The organism is Polaribacter sp. OB-PA-B3 (genome assembly GCF_054589375.1).
The window spans coordinates 80,620-94,245 of the sequence record NZ_BAAIIX010000006.1 but is presented as its reverse complement, the minus strand read 5'-3'; the positions used below and the strand labels follow the sequence as shown (position 1 = coordinate 94,245).

14 protein-coding genes and 1 tRNA gene are annotated in these 13,626 nt (G+C 30.7%); 12 read left to right on the top strand and 3 right to left on the bottom strand.

What is annotated here, in order from left to right:
- The first annotated feature begins 34 nt into the window (after positions 1–34).
- The 3 genes from ACYPV9_RS11660 (at position 35) to ACYPV9_RS11650 (ending at position 5,322) form a co-directional block, all read left to right on the top strand.
- Entirely contained in the window at positions 35–3,196 is a 3,162-nt protein-coding gene (locus ACYPV9_RS11660) for a TonB-dependent receptor (protein WP_459743940.1), read from the top strand.
- Between the two features lie 69 nt (positions 3,197–3,265).
- Positions 3,266–4,270, top strand: coding sequence for an endonuclease/exonuclease/phosphatase family protein (locus tag ACYPV9_RS11655; protein WP_459743937.1), 1,005 nt, complete (start codon positions 3,266–3,268; stop codon positions 4,268–4,270).
- A gap of 11 nt (positions 4,271–4,281) precedes the next feature.
- Positions 4,282–5,322 carry an alkaline phosphatase D family protein gene (locus ACYPV9_RS11650; protein ID WP_459743935.1) on the top strand — a complete coding sequence of 347 codons (1,041 nt, stop codon included), beginning with the start codon at positions 4,282–4,284 and terminating at the stop codon, positions 5,320–5,322.
- Between the two features lie 40 nt (positions 5,323–5,362).
- Here the strand turns inward: ACYPV9_RS11650 and ACYPV9_RS11645 are convergent, their stop codons facing one another.
- Positions 5,363–5,989 (bottom strand): Crp/Fnr family transcriptional regulator, encoded by a 627-nt coding sequence (locus ACYPV9_RS11645; RefSeq protein ID WP_459743932.1) that lies wholly within the window; start codon positions 5,987–5,989, stop codon positions 5,363–5,365.
- Between the two features lie 174 nt (positions 5,990–6,163).
- The gene (locus ACYPV9_RS11640) at positions 6,164–6,610 is read right to left on the bottom strand and encodes a ferritin-like domain-containing protein (protein ID WP_459743930.1); all 447 of its coding nucleotides are present in this window, start codon (positions 6,608–6,610) and stop codon (positions 6,164–6,166) included.
- 305 nt (positions 6,611–6,915) lie between these two features.
- Between ACYPV9_RS11640 and ACYPV9_RS11635 the strand changes: the two genes are divergently transcribed.
- From ACYPV9_RS11635 to ACYPV9_RS11620, 4 genes are all read left to right on the top strand, one after another.
- Positions 6,916–7,449: a 30S ribosomal protein S16 gene (locus ACYPV9_RS11635; RefSeq protein ID WP_077811145.1), complete on the top strand. Its 534-nt coding sequence runs from the start codon at positions 6,916–6,918 to the stop codon at positions 7,447–7,449.
- 19 nt (positions 7,450–7,468) lie between these two features.
- The gene (gene rimM, locus ACYPV9_RS11630) at positions 7,469–7,993 is read left to right on the top strand and encodes a ribosome maturation factor RimM (RefSeq protein WP_079738167.1); all 525 of its coding nucleotides are present in this window, start codon (positions 7,469–7,471) and stop codon (positions 7,991–7,993) included.
- A gap of 2 nt (positions 7,994–7,995) precedes the next feature.
- Positions 7,996–8,082 (top strand) — tRNA-Ser (locus ACYPV9_RS11625).
- Positions 8,083–8,167: 85 nt separating this feature from the next.
- On the top strand, positions 8,168–8,890 hold the full coding sequence (locus ACYPV9_RS11620; protein ID WP_459743925.1) for a tRNA1(Val) (adenine(37)-N6)-methyltransferase: 723 nt from the start codon (positions 8,168–8,170) through the stop codon (positions 8,888–8,890).
- 9 nt (positions 8,891–8,899) lie between these two features.
- Here ACYPV9_RS11620 and ACYPV9_RS11615 read toward each other — a convergent pair whose 3' ends face one another.
- A complete protein-coding gene (locus tag ACYPV9_RS11615) occupies positions 8,900–10,270 on the bottom strand; it encodes a saccharopine dehydrogenase family protein (RefSeq protein ID WP_459743922.1) in 1,371 nt (456 codons plus the stop codon).
- A 72-nt stretch (positions 10,271–10,342) separates the two neighbouring features.
- Here ACYPV9_RS11615 and ACYPV9_RS11610 point away from each other — a divergent pair, with 72 nt between their 5' ends.
- The 5 genes from ACYPV9_RS11610 to ACYPV9_RS11590 all read left to right on the top strand — a co-directional run bounded on the left by ACYPV9_RS11610 (position 10,343) and on the right by ACYPV9_RS11590 (position 13,539).
- Complete coding sequence (locus ACYPV9_RS11610; protein WP_299063826.1) at positions 10,343–10,723, top strand: DUF423 domain-containing protein; 381 nt, start codon at positions 10,343–10,345, stop codon at positions 10,721–10,723.
- Between the two features lie 93 nt (positions 10,724–10,816).
- Positions 10,817–12,427, top strand: coding sequence for a phosphoenolpyruvate carboxykinase (ATP) (gene pckA / locus ACYPV9_RS11605; protein ID WP_459743919.1), 1,611 nt, complete (start codon positions 10,817–10,819; stop codon positions 12,425–12,427).
- Between the two features lie 215 nt (positions 12,428–12,642).
- Entirely contained in the window at positions 12,643–12,975 is a 333-nt protein-coding gene (locus ACYPV9_RS11600) for a YtxH domain-containing protein (RefSeq protein WP_459743917.1), read from the top strand.
- A 4-nt stretch (positions 12,976–12,979) separates the two neighbouring features.
- A complete protein-coding gene (locus tag ACYPV9_RS11595) occupies positions 12,980–13,327 on the top strand; it encodes a hypothetical protein (RefSeq protein WP_299063835.1) in 348 nt (115 codons plus the stop codon).
- A gap of 11 nt (positions 13,328–13,338) precedes the next feature.
- The gene (locus ACYPV9_RS11590; RefSeq protein ID WP_299063838.1) at positions 13,339–13,539 is read left to right on the top strand and encodes a DUF6327 family protein; all 201 of its coding nucleotides are present in this window, start codon (positions 13,339–13,341) and stop codon (positions 13,537–13,539) included.
- Positions 13,540–13,626 lie beyond the last annotated feature (87 nt).

Sequence of the window (13,626 nt, the reverse complement as noted above, 5' to 3'; positions counted from 1 at the left end):
CCTAACTTTTATTTAAATTATGAAACTATCAATAATGAAAACACGAATAGCCATTGTAGCATTATTTGCTTTTGGTATGTTGTTTTTAAACAGTATTCAAACTTTTGGTCAGGCTACAAATGCCACCGTTAAAGGTAAAATTATAGATGCAGAAGGCTTACCGTTAATGGGTGCAACTGTTATTGTTAAAAATACGGCTACTGGTTTTATTTCTGGTACAACAACTAATGAAACCGGAAATTATAAAATACAGCAACTGCCTTTAGGTGGGCCGTATAATGTAACTGCTAAGTTTTTAGGCTTTCAAGATGCTGTAAAAAAAGGATTTATGTTAAACCTTAACGATGCAATTTCTTTGGATTTTACTTTACAAGAATCTTCTACTTCTTTAAGTGAAATTGTAATTTCTACAAATAGTATTGTAAAAAGAATACAACAAGTAGGTGCATCTACAAAAATTGGCGCAGGTCAAATTAAAAATTTACCATCCGAAGGTAGAAACTTTACAAGATTAACAAGTCTGTCTCCTTTACAAGGTGGTGGAAGTATAAATCTTGGTGGACAAAGAAGAACTTCTACAAATGTTACTATTGATGGTGTGAATTTTAGAAATACTCTAACAGCAGGTGAAATAGGTCGTGGACCTTATACAATTTCTCAAGAGGCAATTAGAGAGTTTGAAGTATCTACAAACGATTATGACGTTACGCAAGGTAGACAAGGTGGTGGGTCTATTACTTCGGTTACTAAATCTGGTACAAACAATTTTGAAGGAAGTGCATTTTTTTACCATAGAGCAGATAATTTACAAAGTCAATATACAATACAAGGGCAAGAAAGAAATGCAGATTTTTACAATTCGCAATCTGGTTTAAGTGTTGGAGGACCAATAATTGAAGATAAATTACATTTTTTCTTAGTATACGAAAGGCAAGATGCTGGTGATCCTCAATTTATTGCAAACATAGAAAGTGATAAAGATGCTAATAGATTAGGAATATCTGAAGGCAATTTAAACAGATTTTTACAGATTGGTAGAGATAAATATGGTGTAAGTAATTCACAGCAAATTGGTCAATTTGATAGAGTAACAGAGGCGAATAACCTGTTTTTTAGGCTTGATTGGCAAATAAATGATAAGCATAGATTAACATTTAGAAATTTGTATAATAAATGGAACAATCCTTTTAGTGTAAGTGATAACTCTAGTATTGAGATTGCAGAATCTTTTTCTGATTTTGTATCAAAAGAAAATAGTATGTTTTTGTCTTTACGTTCTGTTTTTACACCAAGTGTAACAAACGAATTTAAAGTGCAATACCAACGTGCAGAACGTATTTTTAGTCCAAATTCTGAATTACCATCTCAAAATATACCAAGAGCAATTGTACAAGTAGAATCTGTTTTACCAAACGGAAAAACAAGTAATAGGAGTGTGCAATTAGGAGGGCAACGTTTTACACCAGAAACTAATTTAGAAAACCAACTACAAATTTCTAACACAACATATTTAACTAAAGGAAAGTTTAATTTTACTTTTGGTACAGATAATATGATAACTTCATTAGAAACGCAGTTGTCAAATGAGCAAAATGGCCGTTTTTTCTTCGATTCTTTAGATGATTTCGATAACTTAAATCCGTCCAGATTTGCAAGAGAAGTTCCGTTACAGGGTTCTACTTTGGTAAAGCAAACTGTTTTAGATTTATCAGTTTTTGGACAAGTAGAATTTGACATCAACCCTAATTTAAATTTTTCTGCAGGAGTTAGATATGATGCAACAGCATTTGTTAATTCTGCAGAATTTAATCCATTAGTTTTTGAAGAATTAGGAATTCGTACAGATGTAAAGCCAGAAGATTTTGATAATATTCAGCCGAGGTTTCAGTTAACATGGAATATTAAAGGAAAAGATACAGATATTTTAAAACTTGGTGGAGGTATTTTTACTTCTCAGCCGCATTATTATGCGCAAGTAAATAATATTCAAAATAGCGGAACATTAATTGGTGCGATTGATGTTACCGGAGCAGATGTTCCTTCACCAAATTTTCCTGGTTACAGAAACGATCCAAGCACAGTTCCTGGTGTGCCAGCAGGTGTTACACCATTCTCTACAATAAATGCTGTAAGTCCAGATTTCGAAATTCCAACAATATACAAGGCAAACTTAAATTATACGCACTTTTTTGGAGATAAATATAGTTTAGGTGTAAACGCAATTTTTAGTCATACTAAAAACAATTATGTTTATCAAGAAGCTAATTTAGTTTCAGAGCCTTATTTTGTAACACCAGAAGGAAGAGAAGTCTTTGTACCTGCAAATACAATTCCTTCAAACGGAAGAGCAGATTGGACAGAATCAAGAGCTTCTGATTTAGTTGGAAGAACGTTGGTTTTAAATTCTGATGGAATTTTAGATAACTTAGCTTTAGTTGTAGAAGGTTCTGCAAAAATTGGTGAAGACGGTTATTTAAACGCAAGTTTTACCGTAAATAGTTCTAAAGATAATTCTTCTTACAACTGTTGTGTTGCAAATACATCTACTTTTTTACCTGTTACAGGAGATCCTAGAGATTTAAATTATGGATATTCTGATAATCATTTTGATACTAAACTTGTTGTAAACGGTGCAACACCAACTTGGAAAGGTTTTACCTTAGGTGCTACTGTTGTTGGTACTGGCGGATCTAGATATTCTTTACATACTTCAGGAAATAAAAGTGCAAACGGAGATTTTAACTTGAGCAATGATATTGCATATATCTACGATCCAGCAGATCCAAGTACACCACAAAATATTGTAGACGATTACAACGAAATTTTAAACGATCCAGAAACAACAGATGGTTTTAAAGAGTATTTAAGAGAAAGTTTTGGTGGTTTTGCAGAAAGAAATGGTGGTAAAAACCCATTTAGAGCAACTGTAGATCTTCGTCTTCAGAAAAAAATTGAATTTAATGGTTCTAAAAGTGCTTTAGAGTTTTCTGCAGATGTTTTCAATTTTATGAACTTACTTAACAAAGAATGGGGAAGAACAAATAACTTTAGTAGAAGAAGAAATTTTATGAATATCACTGGTTTCGATCAAAATACCAAAAGTTATACTTATAGTGTACAAACTGGTGCGGGTACAGAACCAATTAATGGAACTCCATGGAGATTACAATTAGGTGTTAGATATTCTTTTAATTAAAATAGTGTTGATTTAGTTTTTAAGGCTTGGTAAATTATTATCAGGCCTTTTTTTAACAAAATGTAATTTATGAAATATAGTATATATATAGTTGTAACCTTATTAATGATTATTGGTTGTTCTCAATCTAAAAACCTTATCAATACAGATAATTCTTTTGCTAAAGAAAATTATCTAGCAAATAAAACCGGAGCTGTTTTGCCTGTTGATTATAAGTTTGTAAATAAAAAAAGTTTTAAAGTTTTGACATGGAATGTAGAGCATTTTGTGGATGCTTTCGATAACCCTTACATAGATTCTAAAAGAGAGAATAATCCAGACTCTTTAATGAGTAATAAAGTAGCTTATCTAGCGGATGCTTTAACTAAGATAAATGCAGATATTGTTGTGCTTCAAGAGTTTGAAAGTGCTAGCTTTTTAAAAAATATTGCAGAAGCTAAACTAAAAAATATTGGTTATAAATATTTTGCAGATATACCAAGTCATGGTTGGTATATGAATGTAGTAGTAATGAGCAAAGTGCCTTTGGGGGTAATGTACGGTTATGGTAATGTAACAACGCCTGTCTTAAATTATAAAGATGAAAACGGATTAGCGCAAACACAAAATAATTTAAATACCAGAATGTGGTCTATAGAAGTGTATCCAGGTAAAAATTATAATTTTCTTCTTACAGGTGTTCATTTAAAAGCTGGTAGAGGAGAGAGAAATATATCCATGAGAAAAGGACAGATTAACTTTCTAAAACAGCAGTTTAAGCGTTTTTTAAAAGAGGATAAAAATAAAAACATTATGGTTCTTGGAGATTTTAATAGTGTACAAAACAGTGAAGAAATAAATATGTTTTTAAATGAAACAGTGAAGAAAGAAAGATTTATAGATCCTTTACCAAAAAACATCATGACGCACAATTCTAAAGATCCTAAACGTAGATTAGATTATATCTTGATAAACACAAATATGTTTAAAGAATATATTCAAAAATCTGCAAGTATACCTCAATTATATAATGCACATAAAATGAGTATTATTAGTGATCATTTACCTGTTGTGGCAAAATTTAACATTAATTAGAAAAAATATCAATGAAAAAAATTATAGTAATAGTATTTGTTGTTTTTACAGTGTATTCATGTAAAACAACCATTAAATCAACTGAAAATAATACAACTTTAAAACAATCTACAAAAAATAAAACGGCAGATTTTACACTCGCTTTTGGATCTTGTAATAAACCGAATCAAAAGAACTTATTATGGGATGATGTTGCAGCTACAAACCCAGATGTATGGCTTTGGGGAGGAGATATTATTTATGCAGATACAGAGGATATGGGTAAAATGGAAGCAGATTATAATCTTCAAAAAAAACAAAAAGGTTATGATGCTCTTTTAAAACAAACAAAAATTTTAGGAGTTTGGGATGATCATGATTTTGGTGCAAATGATGCGGGTGTAGAATATCCGAAAAAAGAAAAAAGTCAAGAGTTATTGTTAGATTTCTTAGGAGTTGATAAAAATTCTCGTAGAAGAAATAGAAAAGGCGTTTATCATTCTGAAGTTATCAAAACAGCTAAAGGTTCTGTGAAAATTATATTGTTAGATACTCGGTATTTTAGAACAGATATTAGCAAAAAAAGCATAAACGGAGATCAGGAAAAACGAACTATTTTAGGAGCTAAACAATGGGCATGGTTAGAAAATGAATTAGTTAATTCTAACGCACAATTTAATATCATTTTAAGCAGTATACAGGTATTAGCAGAAAAGCATCCCTATGAAAAATGGGCAAACTTTCCGTTAGAACGTAAAAAATTATTAGATTTAATCGTGTTTTCAAAAGCTAATAATGTAATTCTATTATCTGGAGATCGTCATATATCAGAATTTTCTAAAGAAGAAGTAAATGGTTTAGCATATCCGTTAATTGATTTTACTTCTAGTGGAATGACGCATGCTAGTAAGAATTTTACAAAAGAATATAATCCGGCAAGAATTGGTAACGTAGTTTCGTCAACGAGTTTTGGAGTGTTAAAACTTAATTTTGACAAAAATAGAGTGGAAATGGAAATGCGAGGAGATGGTACTTTACAGCAAAAAATAGAGCAAGTTTATCCATTGAAATAATTTAAAAAAAATTACTCAAAATGTTTTTTTATTTAAATTTTTAAAAGACAAGCTGTTTTTCTTTTTGAAGTGTTGAAGCAACAGTTTGACGGGTGACTCCAATAAGGTCACCCATGTCTTTTTTAGAAAGCAGATTGCTTAATAAAAAGCGTTGCCCTTTTGTGTTTATAACTTCGATATTATAATATTCTTGTAAAGATTTTACTTTATCTTCAATGTTTTTTTCTTTAATTGTTTTTAGTTTTACCTCAGCAGAGCACCATCTTTTTACGATGTAAGAAATAAACCAATTTGTAACAGCGGGTTCTGTTGTAGTTAGATTTTTAAAAAAATCTAAGTCATATAATCTTATTTTGCAGTCAATTAAAGCTTTTGCGTATTCATGAAAAATACCATTTAGATATTTTAAATTGCCAAAAAACTCATTATGAGGTAAAACTTCATAAACAAAACTATCACCGTCATCAGAATAACCACCTAATTTTACTGCACCTGTTATTATTTCATAAATGAAATTGTCTTTATTTGGAGGTAAATAGATATAATCATTTTTTTTTACATTAATCTCAAATATTAATTGATCATTAATTGGTTTGTTTAAACTTTGTAAATAGGGTAAAAGCTCAAAATCTTCAAAACCTTTATTAATCGGTCTAATATCGTTCATTACGTTACTTAATTACTTAATTAATTAATTTAGCGAATAAATGTAAATTTTTAAGAATGCTTTAATGTTAAGCAATTATTATTTAACATCATCTTATAAAAAAAAGCCAATCCAATTAAGGATTGACTTTTTACTAACTAACTATTATCAAATTCAAATTCTACTATTTATTAACTATGCTAATTCTTCTTCGACCATTAAAATATTAATTGCTGCCTGAATTTTTTGCTGTTGTTGTTCTAACATTTTTCTTGTTGATGGTGCAAAAGCATCTTCTTTTAGAATTTCTTTATACTCTTCTAAACTTGCTTTTTCACCTCTTAAAGCTTCCTCTAAAATTGCTTCTTCATCGTTTGTGCTAAATAAAGACTTTAAAGACATCCAGTTTCTGTGCATTGCACCTTTAAAAGATCCGTCATCTTCCGGAATTTGGCCGTAAGACAATATTTCTGTTCTTAATTCTTTAGCAAATTGACTTCTTTCTGAAGCTCTATTTTTAAAGAAAATTTTTAAATTAGAACTTTCTACGTTTTCTGCAGAACTTAAATATCCTTTCTCTGCATCGTAATTTTTCTCTAGTAATTCGTTTAACTTATTCGAAATTTTTTCTGTGTACTTCATTGTGTCATTTTCATTTTAATTTCAATATCGTTCTTTATAGATGTGTATTGTTTCGCATCTGCAACTCAAAGATACAGGCTAAATTAGAACATAAAAGATGTTTAACAAGGTTTGTGATTTCTTAACTATTTTTAACGGTCTTAATGTTAAAATAGCGGGTTAAGCTTTAACATTTTAATCAAAATCATTGTGAGCCAATATAATAGTTGATTAATAGAAAAAAAGTTGTATTTTTGCGCCCACTTACCACGAGATGGTAAGATTATTAATAATCAAGGTCGAGAACCTTAAAAAATTAACAAATTATGTCTGTAAAAATCAGATTACAAAGACACGGTAAAAAAGGGAAACCATTCTATTGGATCGTTGCCGCTGATGCTCGTGCAAAAAGAGATGGTAAATACTTAGAAAAAATTGGTACTTACAATCCTAACGTAAACCCTGCAGAAATCAACTTAAATGTAGATAAAGCTGTACAATGGTTACAAAATGGTGCACAACCAACGCAAACTGCAAAAAACATTTTATCTTACAAAGGTGCAATGTTAAAAAATCATTTAGCTGGTGGTGTTAGAAAAGGTGCTTTAACTCAAGAGCAAGCAGATGCAAAATTTGCAGCTTGGTTAGAGGCAAAGTCTACAAAAATTGCTGATAAAGAAGCAGGTTTATCTAAAGCTCAATCTGATGCAAAAGCAGCAGCTTTAGCAGCAGAAAAAGCAGTTAACGAAGCAAGAATTGAAGCAGCTAAACCAGTTGTAGAAGAGGTTGCTGAAGAAGTTGCTACAGAAGAAGCAGCTCCAGAAACTATTGATGAAGCAGCAGAAAAAGCAGCAGAATAAATTATAAAGTTATACGAATATGCGTAAAGAAGATTGTTTTTATTTAGGCAGAATCGTAACAAAATATAGTTTTAAGGGCGAAGTTGTTATCAAGTTAGATACAGACGAACCCGAGTTGTACAAAAATATGGAATCAGTTTATGTCGAATTTGGCACAAACCTGGTTCCATTTTTTATTGATAAAAGCTCGCTACATAAAGGTAATCAACTACGTGTGCAGTTTGAAGATGTTTACTCTGAAGAAGAAGCAGATTCAATTTTAAAATGTGGTGTTTATTTACCCACAACAATGTTACCAAAACTAACCGGAGATAAGTTTTATTACCATGAGGTAATAGGTTTTACTGTTGTTGATGCTAATTTTGGAGAAGTTGGTACAATAGTTCATATCAATGATAAGGCAGCACAACCGTTATTTGAAATCGATAGAGATGGTAATGAAGTATTTATACCAATGGTAGACGATTTTATTAAAAAAGTTGATAGAGAAAATAAAACTATAGAAGTAGAAACTCCTAACGGACTTATAGAACTTTATCTATAAAAAGAGAGGTGCTAGAGCGGTCGAATAGGCTACCCTGGAAAGGTAGTGTGCTGGTAACGGTACCAAGGGTTCGAATCCCTTTCTCTCTGCTAAAAAAAAATATATTTAAAATTTAATTATTTAAAAAGTTCTGTGTAATTAAACACAGAATTTTTAGTTTAAAAAACTAATATTTTGTCAAAACCATTTAGATTTAAAGAGTTTACGGTGCATCAAGATAAAACTGCCATGAAAATTGGTACAGACGGTGTTTTATTAGGAGCATGGTGTTCTTTAGGTGAGTATCCAGATACTGTTTTAGATGTTGGTTCTGGTACAGGTGTTATTTCTTTAATGATAGCACAACGTTGTGATGCAATGACTATTGATGCTGTAGAAATTGATGAAGCTGCTTACGAACAAAGTGTAGATAATTTTGAAAAATCTGATTGGGCAGACCGTTTGTATTGTTACAATGCAACTTTTAAAGAATTTGCAGACGAAATAGAGGAGGAAGAAGAAGAGTATGATGTTATAGTTTCTAATCCGCCATTTTATACAGATAATTTTGAAACCGATGACAATGCCAGAAATCAAGCTAGATTTACATCGGCTTTATCATTTGAAGATTTAATAAGTAATACAGCAAAAATTTTATCTAAATCGGGTGTTTTTTCTGTAATTATTCCTTTTAAAGAAGAAACGTGTTTTATTGATTTAGCAAAAAAAAATCAATTATTTCCTACTAGAATTTGCCGAGTTAAAGGCACAGAAACATCAGAAATTAAAAGAAGTTTATTAGAGTTTTCTTTTATTGAAAAAGAATTTTCGTTAGAAAATTTAACAATAGAAATCTCTCGACATGAATATACAGAAGCCTATAAAAACCTTACGAAAGATTTTTATTTAAATATGTAAATTTTTCTGTTAGCCAATAACGTTATTTGGATTATAACCTAAATAAGACACTTCTTTTTCTTTAAATTTTATTCCGTAATTTTCTAATTCTTTTAAAATTGGCTCGTACACTTCTTTAGAAATAGGTAGTTGTACTCCCGGAGTTTTAATTTCGCCTTTTAAAATCTTTAAAGCAGCAATTGCAACCGGTAAACCAACGGTTTTTGCCATAGCAGTAAATTTTTGATTTTCGCCAATAACAACCAAGCTACTTTCTATTTGTTTTTTTTCTCCATTTAATTCGTAACCAAATAAATGTTGCATAACAATCATGTCTTTATCATCTTCTTGCAATGTCCAAGAATCTTCTAAAATTTTTTGCAGCATTTGTGCAGGGGTTGCGTTTTTTAAACCAATAATTTTCTTAGGATTAAAAAGATCAAGCTCAACTAATTTTTGCCACATTATATCATCTTGATCAATTTTTAAATAAGAACGTAATTTTAGTTCAACAGAATCCGAAGGTGAATACGCTAAAAATAGATTTACAAAATCTCTGTAGCTCATTTTATCAGAATTCTCTATGATGTATGTATCATCTGTCATACCTAATTGCACAAAAATATTCCAAGCTCTAGAAAAACCAACTTTTCTTATGGTGCCTCTGTACATTGTTGGTATGTTTTCTAAACCATAAACATTTCTATATTTTAGAGAATCTCTGTTTGCATACGCTTCAAAATTTCCGCTACCGTTTATTTTTAAAAACTCTGTACGTCTAAATAATTTATGATAAGGTATGTATTTATACGTTCCTTCTTGTATAAACATTGCAGCACCTCCTTGTCCTGCCAAAACCACATTTCTAGGATTCCAAGTAAATTTATAATTCCATAAATTGGTATCGCTTTCAGGTGCTACTAATCCGCCTGTAAAAGATTCAAATAAAAGTAATTTAGCATTTTTTGCTCTTAATTTATCAAGAACCTGCATTGCACTCATATGGTCTATTCCAGGGTCTACACCAATTTCATTCATAAATACCAAACCATTCTCTTTTACTTTAGAGTCTAAGGCTTTCATTTCTTCGGATATGTAAGAAGCAGTTACCAAATGTTTTTTTAATTTAATACAATCTTTTGCTACCTCAATATGAAATCTTGCAGGCAACATAGAAATTACAATATCTGCATTTCCTATACACTTTATGCGGTTTTCTTGGTCAAAAACATCCAATTGAATAGTTTTTACATTCTTTTGTTTTCCAATTAATTTTTTTGCATTATCAACAGATACATCACCAATTGTAATGTAGAGATTTTCTTGTTCAGATTTGTCTAAAAGGTATTTTATAAGGGAAGAACTAGATTTACCTGCGCCAATAATTAGGATGTTTTTCATGGAATAAGATGTATTTTTGTATGTAATACGAATATACATTAATTGTTTAAAATTAAACAAAAACCATTAAAAATGTTTAAAAATTTAATTATTACTAGTGCGCTTGGTGCTTTGGCTATTGTTTTAGGTGCTTTTGGCGCACATGCATTAAAAGAAAGTTTATCTGCAACAGAGTTGCTTAGTTTCGAAACAGCGGTTAGATATCAAATGTATCATGTAATAGTTTTACTTTTTGTAAATACCTACAGCGGATTTTCAATTTCTCAAAAAAATAAGATAAGTCTATTTTTCTTTTTAGGAATACTATTCTTTTCAGGTTCTATTTATGCAATAAATTTAACTTCAATTACGGCAAAATCTATTTGGTTTATAACACCATTAGGTGGTTTGTTTTTTATAATCGGTTGGATTTTAATGATTACACTATTCGTAAAAAAAATGTCAAATAAATAATATATTCATAAAAAACAGGTAAATAACTTTTCTGTAAAAAAATATTGTTTAATTTTGTCGTGTAATAATAGAAACACAACTAAAATTATAGAAATGATAAATCTAAATACGAAATCGATTTCGTTAGAAAATTTAGGAATCAGAAATGCTACTGTTCGTTACCAATTAACATCGGATGAACTTCATGCAGAAACTTTAGAAAAAGAACAAGGTGTAGAATCTTCTTTAGGCGCAATTGCGGTTAATACAGGTGAGTTTACAGGAAGATCACCAAAAGATAGGTTTATCGTAAAAGATGATATTACCAAAGACCAAGTCTGGTGGAGTGATATTAACTTACCATTTGACGCTGATAAATTTGATGCACTTTACAATAAGGTAACCGATTACCTTTCAAATAAAGAACTATTTGTAAGAGATTCTTATGCTTGTGCAGACGAAGATTATAAATTAAATATTCGTGTTGTAAACGAATACCCTTGGAGTAATATGTTTGCTCACAATATGTTTTTAAGACCTACGGAAGAAGAGCTTAAAACATTTGATGCAGAATGGACCGTTGTTAATGCACCAGGTTTTATGGCAGATGCAGAAGTAGATGGTACACGACAACATAACTTTGCAATTTTAAACTTTACAAGAAAAATTGCTTTAATTGGAGGTACAGGATATACCGGTGAAATTAAAAAAGGAATTTTTTCTGCTTTAAATTTTATTCTACCAGTCTACAAAAATACATTACCAATGCATTGTTCTGCAAACGTTGGTAAAGATGGCGACACGGCAATTTTCTTCGGATTATCTGGTACAGGTAAAACAACTCTTTCTACAGATCCAGATAGAAGTTTAATTGGTGATGATGAACACGGTTGGACCGCAGAAAATTCTGTTTTTAACTTCGAAGGTGGTTGTTATGCTAAAGTAATAAACCTTTCTAAAGAGCAAGAACCAGAAATTTTTGGTGCAATCAAAAAAGGAGCAATCTTAGAAAACGTTATTATGGATGACAAAGGTGAAATAGACTTTGCAGACATATCAATAACACAAAATACAAGAGTTAGTTATCCCATTTATCATATAGAAAATATTAAAAAACCATCAATTGGTAAAAATCCTAAAAATATTTTCTTTTTAACGGCAGATGCTTTTGGCGTGTTGCCTCCAATATCTAAATTAACACCTAACCAAGCTGCATATCATTTTATATCTGGTTATACGGCTAAAGTTGCAGGTACAGAAGCAGGTGTAACAGAGCCAACACCAAGCTTTTCTGCTTGTTTTGGTGCACCTTTTATGCCATTACACCCAACTAAATATGCAGAAATGCTAAGTAAGAAGATGAAAGATGCTGGTGTAAACGTGTGGCTAATTAATACAGGTTGGTCTGGTGGGCAATATGGCGTTGGAAGAAGAATGCCATTAAAATACACCAGAGCAATGATTTCTGCTGTTTTAAATGGTGATTTAGGAAGTTATACTTATGAAGATTATCATATACATTCAGTCTTTGGTGTAGCACAACCTAGAAGTTGTCCTGGTGTACCAACGGAATTATTAAGTCCGAGAGCTACCTGGAATAATGATGAAGCTTACTATAAAACAGCATTTAAATTATCGAATGCATTTAGACACAACTTTAAACAATTTGAAGATGTAGCTAGTGAAGACATCCGTAGAGGAGGACCACAACGTTATGCTTTTTAAATAAAAAACATATTATTTTTAATAAAAACACCTCATTTTGAGGTGTTTTTTGCGTTTTTAAGCTTATTTTTAAGTAAAAATTGGTTTGAGTCAAGATTTGAAGTTATAGAGTTAATCTAAACCCTGCTTTCAAATTATCTTTGTGGTGTACTTATAATGGTACAGAAATTGCAACAGGTATAATAACAGAGAAAGTTAACCATAAAAAAAATAATATGAGCAATAGTAGCAACACAGTAGTAGGTTTATTAGCAGGTACAGTTATCGGGGCAACCTTAGGTATTTTATTTGCACCAGATAAAGGAGAAAAGACAAGAAAAAGAATTTCTGAAGAAGCAATGGCTGCAAAAGATAAAATGGCAGAAAGAGCATCTGAGTTAAAAACTCAAGTTTCTTCTACTGTTTCAGATAAAAAAGAAACTTTAGATACACAATTAGAAAATGTTGTGTCTAATGTTAGTCATAAAGCAGAAGATGTAATTACTACTTTAGAGAAAAAACTAAAAGAGCTTAAAGAAAAAAATAAAAAATTACAAAAATCTGTGTAACTAGATGAGCATTTTTAAAAGTTTTAGTAATTCTGCAGACAAGGGTACAGACGCTGGTAAAGAGTTTGTCTCTAAATCTTATGAGCATGCAAAATTAAAAGCATTTCAAATATCTGCCCTAACCATAGGTATGATTGCTAAAATACTTTTAATAGGAGGATTAGCCTTTATTAGTTTTGTTTTCTTATCAGTATCGGCAGCAATAGCATTAGGAGAACTTTTTGGTAGCAGTGCCTTAGGGTATTTAGCTGTAGCAGGAATTATAATTGTTATTGCATTGCTTTGTTATCTTTTTAGAAAAACTCTAGATAAAAAAGTTATTAGTAAAATGTCTGATGTATTTTTCAATTAAATATAAAAGTTATGAAAAACTATACTAGCTTCGAAGAAATAGATAGAGATTTAAAGCAAATTGCTCTAGAAAGAGATATAGCATTAGAAGAACTCAAAATTGTAAAAAATGATTTTGAAGAAAGTTTAAAACCACTAAACATCTTAAGTAGTTCATTAAAGTTTCTGAGTAAATACAGTGCTTTAGTGTTTATTAAAAAGATTTTTAAATAAAATATAACAGCAAAGTTATTCGATTGTTTTTATAATATTCGAATAAGTGGTTGGTTGATTGATGAACCTCAGCGTTAATTCGCTGAG

Coding starts and splice junctions, on each gene's coding strand:
- rimM (WP_079738167.1), top strand. CDS start 7,469: ATGCGTAAAGAAGATTGTTTTTATTTAGGCAGAATCGTAACAAAATAT.
- ACYPV9_RS11600 (WP_459743917.1), top strand. CDS start 12,643: ATGAGCAATAGTAGCAACACAGTAGTAGGTTTATTAGCAGGTACAGTT.
- ACYPV9_RS11660 (WP_459743940.1), top strand. CDS start 35: ATGAAAACACGAATAGCCATTGTAGCATTATTTGCTTTTGGTATGTTG.
- ACYPV9_RS11595 (WP_299063835.1), top strand. CDS start 12,980: ATGAGCATTTTTAAAAGTTTTAGTAATTCTGCAGACAAGGGTACAGAC.
- ACYPV9_RS11635 (WP_077811145.1), top strand. CDS start 6,916: ATGTCTGTAAAAATCAGATTACAAAGACACGGTAAAAAAGGGAAACCA.
- ACYPV9_RS11650 (WP_459743935.1), top strand. CDS start 4,282: ATGAAAAAAATTATAGTAATAGTATTTGTTGTTTTTACAGTGTATTCA.
- ACYPV9_RS11590 (WP_299063838.1), top strand. CDS start 13,339: ATGAAAAACTATACTAGCTTCGAAGAAATAGATAGAGATTTAAAGCAA.
- ACYPV9_RS11615 (WP_459743922.1), bottom strand. CDS start 10,270: ATGAAAAACATCCTAATTATTGGCGCAGGTAAATCTAGTTCTTCCCTT.
- pckA (WP_459743919.1), top strand. CDS start 10,817: ATGATAAATCTAAATACGAAATCGATTTCGTTAGAAAATTTAGGAATC.
- ACYPV9_RS11655 (WP_459743937.1), top strand. CDS start 3,266: ATGAAATATAGTATATATATAGTTGTAACCTTATTAATGATTATTGGT.
- ACYPV9_RS11640 (WP_459743930.1), bottom strand. CDS start 6,610: ATGAAGTACACAGAAAAAATTTCGAATAAGTTAAACGAATTACTAGAG.
- ACYPV9_RS11645 (WP_459743932.1), bottom strand. CDS start 5,989: ATGAACGATATTAGACCGATTAATAAAGGTTTTGAAGATTTTGAGCTT.
- ACYPV9_RS11610 (WP_299063826.1), top strand. CDS start 10,343: ATGTTTAAAAATTTAATTATTACTAGTGCGCTTGGTGCTTTGGCTATT.